At 75.3% G+C, this 9,107-nt stretch carries 5 protein-coding genes; 3 read left to right on the top strand and 2 right to left on the bottom strand.

Features of this window, described 5'->3' with window-relative positions; translation table 11 throughout:
• Window positions 1–2,433 (top strand): thiol reductant ABC exporter subunit CydC (cydC, locus tag AOK09_RS20740; protein WP_063796021.1); only part of this gene is annotated, 2,433 nt, incomplete at its 5' end.
• A 34-nt stretch (window positions 2,434–2,467) separates the two neighbouring features.
• Here the strand turns inward: cydC and AOK09_RS20735 are convergent.
• Window positions 2,468–3,367: an HAD family hydrolase gene (locus AOK09_RS20735; RefSeq protein WP_055588719.1), complete on the bottom strand. Its 900-nt coding sequence runs from the start codon at window positions 3,365–3,367 to the stop codon at window positions 2,468–2,470.
• A 135-nt stretch (window positions 3,368–3,502) separates the two neighbouring features.
• Window positions 3,503–6,463, bottom strand: coding sequence for a beta-galactosidase (locus tag AOK09_RS20730; RefSeq protein WP_055588718.1), 2,961 nt, complete (start codon window positions 6,461–6,463; stop codon window positions 3,503–3,505).
• A 407-nt stretch (window positions 6,464–6,870) separates the two neighbouring features.
• Here AOK09_RS20730 and AOK09_RS20725 point away from each other — a divergent pair, with 407 nt between their 5' ends.
• Window positions 6,871–7,758, top strand: coding sequence for an LLM class flavin-dependent oxidoreductase (locus AOK09_RS20725; protein ID WP_055588717.1), 888 nt, complete (start codon window positions 6,871–6,873; stop codon window positions 7,756–7,758).
• A gap of 322 nt (window positions 7,759–8,080) precedes the next feature.
• Window positions 8,081–8,917 (top strand): hypothetical protein, encoded by an 837-nt coding sequence (locus AOK09_RS40270; RefSeq protein ID WP_055588716.1) that lies wholly within the window; start codon window positions 8,081–8,083, stop codon window positions 8,915–8,917.
• The last annotated feature ends 190 nt before the right edge of the window (window positions 8,918–9,107 follow it).

Raw genomic sequence — 9,107 nt, 5'->3', positions numbered from 1 at the left:
ACCGCCGCCGACGGCACCACCCATGACCTCGCCGACCTCGACCTGCGGAGCTGGCACCGGCAGCTGGTGTGGATACCCCAGGAGCCCTGTCTCTTCGCCGGAACCGTCGCCGACAACGTCCGCCTCGCCCGGCCGGACGCCGACGACGACGAGGTCCGCTCCGCCCTGCGCGCCGCCCACGCCCTCGACTTCACCGACAGACTGCCCCAGGGCACCGACACCCCCCTCGGGGAGGGCGGCGCCGGACTCTCCGCAGGCCAGCGCCAGCGGATCGCCCTCGCCCGGGCCTTCCTCGCCGCCGACCGGCCGCTGGTGCTGCTGGACGAGCCCACCGCCAACCTCGACGGCGAGAGCGAGGCGGCGGTGGTCGACGCCGTCCGGGCCCTGGCCGCCGACCCGCGCCGCACCGTCCTGCTGGTGGCACACCGTCCCGCCCTGCTGGCCGCCGCCGACCGCCAGGTCCGGCTGGCCGCCCCCGCGGCGGCGCCGGAGCCCCGTGAAGCCGGCACCCCCGCGGTGCCGCAGGCCCACCCGGACGGTCCGGTGGCAGCGCGGCGGAGCGGGGGGCCGCACGAGCAGCGGACCACGGCGACGGCCCACTCCGACGCCCCCCGGCCAGGCGCGGTCGAGCCCGCCGCCGGCCCCGGCGGCGGCCCGCTGCGCCGGATCACCGCCCTCGCCAGGGCCGCCTCGCCCACCGGCCGGCTGCCGCTCGCCGCCCTGCTCGGCAGCCTCGCCCTGGGCAGCGCCGTCGCCCTGCTGGCCACCTCCGGCTGGCTGATCTCCCGCGCCTCCACGCAGCCCCCCGTGCTCACCTTGATGGTCGCGGTCACCGCCGTCCGCGCCTTCGGCATCGGCCGCAGCGTCTTCCGCTACGCCGAACGGCTGCTCTCCCACGACACCGTGCTGCGGGCCCTCGGCGGCCTGCGTACGGCCGTCCACGCGCGCCTGGAGCGGCTCGCCCCCGCGGCCCTGCACTCCGCCGCCGGATTCCGCCGCGGTGACCTGCTCTCCCGGCTGGTCGCCGACGTCGACTCCGTCCAGGACTGGTTCCTGCGGTGGCGGCTGCCCGCCGCGACCGCCGTCACCGTCTCGGCCGCCGCCTCGCTCGCCATGGCGGCCCTGCTGCCCGCCGCCGGGGCGGTGCTCGCCGGTGGCCTGCTGCTGGTCGGCGCCGCGGTGCCGGCGGTCTCCGGGCTGCTGGCCCGGCGTTCGGAGCGCCGTACGGCACCCGCCCGCGGCGCCCTGGCCACCGGAGTCGTGGAGCTGTTCACCGGCACCGCCGAACTCACCGTCGCCGGGGCACTCCCCCGCCGGCTCGCCGCCGTACGCGGCACCGACGCCGAGCTCACCCGGATCGCCGCCCGCTCCGCCGCCACCACCGCCCTCGGCGCCGCGCTGACCGCGCTCGCCACCGGCCTCACTGTCACCGCCGCCGCCGCGGTCGCCGTCCGGGGCGCCGCCACGGGGGCGCTGTCCGGGGAGTGCCTCGCGGTGGTCGTCCTCACCCCGCTCGCCGCCTTCGAAGCCGTCGCCGGAATGCCGGTCGCCGCCCAGTTCCGCCAGCGCAGCAAGGCGGCCGCCGCACGGCTGGCGGAGGTCCTGGACACCGCCGACCCGGTACGCGAGCCGCAGCACCCGGCACCGCTGCCCGCCGAGCCCCTCCCGGTCACCGTCAGGAACCTGCACGCCCGCTGGCCGGGACAGCGCACCGACGCCCTGGCCGGGGTCGACCTGGACCTCACCCCCGGCCGCCGCATCGCCGTGGTGGGCCCCTCCGGGTCCGGCAAGACCACGCTGGCCGCCGCCCTGCTGCGCTTCGTCGACCCCACCGCCGGTGCCGTCACCCTGGGCGCCGCCTCCCGGGCCGTGGACAGCCGGGACGCGGACGGCGACGCGGTCCGCCGGGTGATCGGCCTGTGCGCCCAGGACGCCTATGTCTTCGACAGCTCCCTGAGGGAGAACCTCCGGCTGGCCAGACCGGGTGCCGCAGATCCCGAGCTGCGCCGGGCCCTCGCCGCCGCCCGCCTGCTGACCTGGGTCGACTCCCTGCCCCAGGGGCTGGACACCATGGTCGGCGAGCACGGCGCCGCCCTCTCCGGCGGCCAGCGCCGCCGGCTGGCCCTCGCCCGCGCGCTGCTCGCCGACTTCCCGGTGCTGATCCTGGACGAGCCCGCCGAGCACCTCGACCTGCCCACTGCCGACGCCCTCACCGCCGACCTGCTGGACGCCACCGCGGGCCGGACCACCCTGCTGATCACCCACCGGCTCGCCGGCCTGGCCGGCGCCGCGGTGGACGAGGTGGTGGTCCTGGACCACGGCCGGGTGGTGCAGCGCGGGACCTGGGACGAACTGGTCGCCCACGACGGCCCGCTGCGCCGGATGTGGCAGCGGGAACGGCGCGCCGACGCCCTGCAGCCGGTCCCCGCCTGAGGCGGGGCCGGTCACCGGGCCCGGCGTACGGGCGTCAGCTCAGGGAGTGCCCGTCGATCCGGGCGTGCAGCAGCTCCTCCACCACCAGGGCCACCCCGTCCTCGTCGTTGCGCGCGGTGTGCCGCCGCGTCGCGGCCAGCACCTCGGGATGGGCGTTGGCCACCGCGTAGGCGGTGCCCGCCCAGGCCAGCATCGGGAGGTCGTTCGGCATGTCGCCGAAGGCCACCACGTCCTCCGCCGCGGCCCCCCGGTCCTCGCACCAGCGGGCCAGCGTGCTGGCCTTGGACACGCCCCTGGCGCTGATCTCCAGCAGCGCGACCGAACTGGACCGGGTGAACTCGGCCAGCTCTCCGGCGGCCTCCCGGGCCCTCAGCAGAAAGCCGTCCGGGTCCAGCTCGGGGTGCCGGGCCAGGACCTTGAAGACGCCGTGCCCGTCCGCCGCGGCCAGCAGCTCCTCGGCCGGGGCGATCCGGTGCGCCGCGTCGGCGTCCCACATCAGCGCCGGGTAGTCCGGTTCGTGCGAGAAGCCGGTCGGGTACTCGAAGGCGAAGGTCGTCCCCGGCAGCCCCGCCCGCAGCCGCTCCACCACCGCCAGTGCGTCGTCCGGGCGCAGCGGATAGCTCTGCAGCAGCATGCGCTGCCGTACGTCGTACACGGCGCCGCCGTTGGAGCAGATGGCCACTCCATGGCCGCCGATGTGGTCGCTCACCGAGTCCATCCAGCGCGGTGGCCGGCCGGTCACGAAGACGATGCAGAGCCCGGCGCGCTCGGCCGCCTCCAGCGCCGCCTGGGTCCTGGGGGAGATCGTGCCGTCGCTGCGCAGCAGGGTGCCGTCGAGGTCGGTGGCGACGATGCGCGGCCGGCGGACCGGGGCCGTCCCGGTGAGGACGGGCTGGATCTGCCGGTGGTCCGGGGTGGGTGAGGTGGTGGTCACCGCACCATACTCGCCCACCGGCGACGGATGTGGTCATCCTGTGGGGGCCCCGGAGTCCGTCTCAAGGATCACATCGCCGCGACCGCGTCGCCCGGACCGGCCGGGCGCCGGTCCACCGGGGCCGCGTCGGCGCGGTCAGGTCACCAGCCGCAGGGGGACGCCGCCCGCCGCCGCGCCGAGCAGGGTGAGGGCGACGGAGCCCGGACCGGCGGGGGTGCCGCCGTCGCTGAGGACGGCCAGCGCCAGGGTGTTGCGGCCGCGGGGGTCGAGGATGCCGTTGGGCAGGACGAAGGTGTGCTGGGGGCCGACGTCGTTGATGTACTGGCCCAGGTTCCAGCCGTTGAGGTAGATCTGCACCCGGTAGGCGTGGGACGGGTCGTCGGTGAGGGTGAGACCGACGGAGGCGTCGGTGCCCCGCGGCACCGCGAGCCGGAAGGCCGTGCGGTACCAGGTGACGCCCTGGCGGGCGCCGGTGTGCGGGAGGGCGGCGGCCTGCCAGTGCCGGTCGTCGTGACCGGGGAGGTGCCACCCGGCCCGCTCCCCGTGCAGGCCGCCGGTGTTGAGCGGGCCGCGCAGCGGGTCGGCGGGGCCCGCGCCCTGGATGCGCCAGGTCAGGGCCGGGGCGTCGCCGGAGGCGGGGGCGAAGGCGGCCGACACCAGGCCGCGGGCCGTCTTGTGGGCGTCATGGGCGCCGCCGTCCTCGTCGTGCGCCATCGGGCGGACCAGGACGGCCAGCACATGCCGCCCCGTGCCGCGCAGTGCCCCCGCCGGCACGGGGAGCGACGCGGTGGCAGACCACCGGCGCACCCCGGTCTGCTCCTTCGTGGGGACCGGCATCCGGTGGGTGCCCAGCGGGGTGCCGTCCAGCCAGGCCATGAGGAGGCCCTGGGTGCCGCTCCGGTAGGCGAGCTCGATCCGGGAGGCGTCGACCGGGCCGGTGAAGGAGGCGCGGTACCAGACGTCGCCGTAGTGGAAGCCGTAGTCGTCGGCGAAGAGCACCGGGCCGCCGTGCGGCACCGGGGTGGGGCTGTGGGAGGTCCTGCGGTCGGCCACCGTCCAGGCGGAGTCGTCATAGCCGGGCTCGGATTCGGGGTTCCCCGCCGCGCTCCGCCAGCCGGTGAGCTCGGGCAGGGCGAACGTCGCCGGTCCGGGGAGCCGGTGACGGGCCGTCAGGCTTTCGGAGGGTGATACGGAGACCGGGACCGGACGGCCGTTCCAGACCACGGACTCCGTGCCCCGGGGTGCCCAGACCTCCAGGCCGCTCGGGGCGGTGGTGTCCCCGGTGAGATGGACCGCGGTGCCCCGCACCTGTACGCCGCGCAGCAGCGCCGGGCCGTGCACCAGCACCGGACCCGAGGCGGTGTCGTGCCGCCAGAGCGTCGCGGAGGCGTCGTCGTCGGCCAGGAGCAGCAGCAGGGGTGAGGGATGGCCGTCCCCGGAGATCCGCAACCGGGTGAGGCCGGAGAGGGTCGCGGTGATCGTCAGTAGTCCGGCGGCGGCGTCGTACGAGGTCTGCGCGGTGCCGTCGAGGACGCTGACGGCGGGGCGCCGCGAGCAGGCCAGGGCCAGTTCGACGGTGTCGCCCGGCCGGGAGACCAGTACCGCCACGTCCTGGCGTCCGGACTTCTGCTGGAGCATGGGCTGGGCGGTGGTCCAGCGCAGCAGCCGCGAGCCCAGGGTCAGCTCGGTGGCGACCAGCCTGGCGTCGCGCGCCGGGAGGCGGAGCGCGACGTCGCGGCTGCCGGCGGCGGTGGGCAGCGGCAGGGTGACGTCGCGGTCGGTCGCGGTGTCGTTGCGGACCACCAGGACATGGGCCCCGCCGGTGCGGTCGGCCAGGTGGTACACGGTGGTGCCGGGACCACCCGCGGTGCTGCGGCCGACCCGGTCCAGCCGGGCGAGGCCGGGCACGGTGGCGAGCAGATAGCCGATCTGCTTCATCGGCGGGATCTTGGAGGTGAGGTTGCGGGCCTCGTCGATGGCGGCGCCGTAGTCGTAGGAGGTGTACACGGCGGGGGCGGGCAGCCAGCCCCAGGAGGTCCCGCCGAAGGTCATGTAGACGTTGTGGACGGTGATGCCGTTGGCCAGGTTGGTCAGGTAGAAGCGCCGCTCGTAGGCCGCGTCGCGGGTGGCCCTGGCGCCCGCGTAGCCCTGCCCGTCGAACTCGGCGCCGCCCCAGCAGTCGAACCAGCCGCCGCCGAACTCGGCGAGGAAGCCGGGTGTGCGGGGGCTGGCCGTGGAACCGCCCTTCGCCCCGCCCCGGCCGAAGAGTCCCCAGTCGGGCGGGGTGGCGTCGGGCGACGGATAGCCGTCGAAGGCGTAGAGGTAGCGGCCGTGCTCGCCGCCGGTGGGGAAGGACCCGGGCGTCCAGTAGCCGTTGCGACCCTTGTCGTTGTGGAACAGCGGCACCTCGATGCCGTCGGCGCGGACCTTGGCGTACAGATGGGCCATGTAGCGCGCGCCGGTGCCGTCGTGCACATGGGCGGCGTACTCGTTCTCCAGCTGGTAGAGCAGGACGGTGCCGCCGCCGGTGGTGTACTGGCGGGGTGCGATCACCGCGTTGACGGCGGTCAGCCACTGGTCGACGTGGTGGAGGTAGGTGGGGTCGTCGGTGCGTGCGGTGCCGGCGGTGGCGGTGAGCCAGCCGGGGTAGCCGCCGGCGTCGACCTCGGCGTTGATGTAGGGGCCGGGGCGGACGATGACATGGAGGCCCTCCTCGGCCGCCATGTCGAGCATCGCCCCCAGGTCGCGAACCCCGGTGAAGTCGTAGCTGCCCGGTGCGGGGGAGTGGTAGTTCCAGGAGACGTAGATGCAGACGGTGTTGTAGCCGTTCGCCCGGAACTTCTGCAGGATGTCGCGCCACAGCGAGGGGCTGGGCAGCCGGAAGGGGTGGAACTCCCCGGACCAGACCGCGATGCGCCGCCCGTCCAGCAGCAGGGAGTGGCGGTCGAAGTCCACCGTGTGCGCCGGCCTGCCGCTGCGTCCGGAGTGCTCCCTGTCCATCGCGCGGCTGACGCCCACCGCCACCGTGGCCCCTGCGGCCAGCCCCGCGGCGCCGCCCCCTATGAGCAGACCGAAGCGCCTGCGGCTGAACTCCACGACTGCCTCCACGGCGACCAGGTCAGGCGTCCGTGACTCGGAAACCCGTGCGGACCCGCACTGGCCCCGAAGCGTACAACCCGCCCCGGAAGCGCCCTGCGGACCCGTACGCCCCACCGTCCCCCGCACCGCCGTGCGGATATCGCGGTGTCGTCCGACAGGCTCAACATATGACCACCTGATATGACCGTCTGTCGTGGCGGACGTTCCGGGACGCACCCTGGTTCGGCGCCGTGCCGACGCTGACCGCCGCCGCGGCCGCCACCGAGCGGATCAGGCACAGACGGTCGCCGATCACGCACACCCCCGGGCGCGGGCGATCCCCCGTGACACTGGCACAGCCACCCGAACCCGCGCCGCCGGCCGGCACATCGGTGGCGGCGGGAAGCCCGCGTATCGTCGGGGCCATGCGACTGAGTACGGTGATCCTTCCCGTCCACCGGTGGGCCGAGGGGAAGAAGATCTGGCGGAGGGCCGAGGAACTCGGCTTCCACACCGCCTACACCTATGACCACCTGTCGTGGCGGACGTTCCGGGACGAACCCTGGTTCGGCGCCGTGCCGACGCTGACCGCCGCGGCGGCCGCCACCGAGCGGATCAGGCTGGGGACGCTGGTGACGTCACCGAACTTCCGCCACCCCGTGACCCTCGCCAAGGAGCTGGTCACGATGGACGACGTCTCCGGCGGCCGCCTGACGGTCGGCATCGGGGCCGGCGGGGTCGGGTTCGACGCGACGGCGATGGGGCAGCAGGCCTGGTCGCCCAAGGAGCGCGCGGAGCGGTTCGAGGAGTTCCTGCCGCTGCTCGACAGGCTGCTCACCCAGGACGCGACCACCGAGGCCGGCACGTACTACTCGGCGGTCGAGGCCCGCAACATCCCCGGGTGTCTGCAGCGGCCCAGGGTGCCGTTCTATGTGGCCGCCACCGGACCGCGCGGGCTGCGGCTCGCCGCCGAGTACGGGCAGGGGTGGGTGACCTACGGCGACCCGCGCGGCCCCGCGGACGTGCCGGTGGAGCAGGCGCCCGCGGTGATCGCGGGGCAGCTGGAGAAGCTGGCCGCCGCCTGCGCCGCCCAGGGCCGCGACCCGGCCGGGCTGGAGAAGGTCCTGCTCCAGGGTTCCACGGCCGAGAAGCCGCTCTCCTCGCTGGACGCCTTCGTCGACTGGGCCGGACGGTACCGGGAGCTGGGCATCACCGAGCTGGTGATTCACTGGCCGGTGCCGGACTCGGTCTTCGCGGCGGACCTCGCCGTCTTCGAGCGGATCGCCACGGAGGGCCTGGCACAGCTGGGCTGAGGGGAGCCGCCGGAGCGGCACGGCCCGGCCCTGACCGGTGGTCCCCGCCGCCCCGCGGGCGGTGCCGCCGCCGGCCGGCGACCGCGCCGGCGACCATGCTTTGGACCTGCCGGCGGCGGCTTCACCACGCGGCCGGGGACATCGCGGCGGGCGGCAGATAACGATCCGTACGGCAGCATTCGAGCAGTTGCGGACAGCCCCGACATAAGTGCGTTGTACGCGACCTGACAGATCGCGATAATCGGCGTTCGACCGTGTTTCGGGGGCTGATCGGGGGATCAGGAGAGTCGGCCCGGACCGGTATCACCTTCTGGGAGTAGCCGTGCACCCGCCCGAGCCGGAGGCGGCAGCGCCGCCGCCGTCCGACCCGCCGTCAGCGACGACCTCCGGCGGAGCCGTCGCATCCCGCCGGCTGCCGAGAGCGGTCGCGGTCGCGCTGGCCACCGCGGGACTGCTGGCGGTCACCGCCGCCAGTGCCGCGGTGACGGTGGCCGTCGGCAGGCCGCCGCAGCACACCACCGCGGCGCAGGCCGCACCGGCCCCGTCCGCCACGGTCTCCGCCCCCGCCGGCGCGTCCGCCTCGGCGACCCCGACGGCTCCGGCCTCGGCGCCGCCGTCGCCCAGCGCGAGCCCGACTCCGCGTTCCACCGTCACCGGCCGGGTGTCGGGGGACGCCCACACCGGTGACCTGCGCTTCTTCCTGCTGCCCGTACCCGGGGACGCCGAGGTGTACGGACAGGCGGACGGCACCAAGCTGTCGCTCACGGCGGTCGCCGAGGGCTTCGGCAACGCCGCGCAGACCAAGGGCATCCTGCGTGACTACGGCTTCCGCTCGGCCGCCTACCGCGTGTACCGGACCGCGGACGGATCGGCCGAGGTGTCCACCCGGCTGATCCGGTTCGGCAGCGCCAACAAGGCGAGCTGGTTCGTGCAGGGCATGTCGCTGCACGGCACCGCCTTCTCCGTGCCCGGCCTGCCCGGTGCCCGCGGCTTTGTCGTCAAGCCCAAGCAGGAGGGGGAGACCGGCACCCTGATCGGCCTGTTCCACCAGGGCGACGTGGAGGTCGAGATCACCGTCCAGGTCAAGGGGACTCCGGACAAGTCCGTGCTCACCGGCCTGCTGAAGCGCCAGCAGAAGCGCCTGCGTACCGGGCGATGAGCCCGGAGCCCCGCCCAGACATCGTGGAGTACCTCTTGAGCACCGATTCCGCGGAGCAGCGCGCTCCCGACGACGTCCCCGCCGGCTTCGACCCCTGGAAGCCCTATGCGCCCGGTGAGGCGCCCGCCCTTCCCCCCGCCCCCGCCCCCGAGGCCGCCGATGCCGGGGCGCCGCCGGCGCGGTCCCGGTG

Origin of the sequence: Peterkaempfera griseoplana, assembly GCF_001418575.1 — a bacterium.
GTDB classification, from domain to species: domain Bacteria; phylum Actinomycetota; class Actinomycetes; order Streptomycetales; family Streptomycetaceae; genus Peterkaempfera; species Peterkaempfera griseoplana.
The sequence above is the reverse complement of the archived record's forward strand: the minus strand, read 5'-3'. Positions and strand labels throughout refer to the sequence as shown.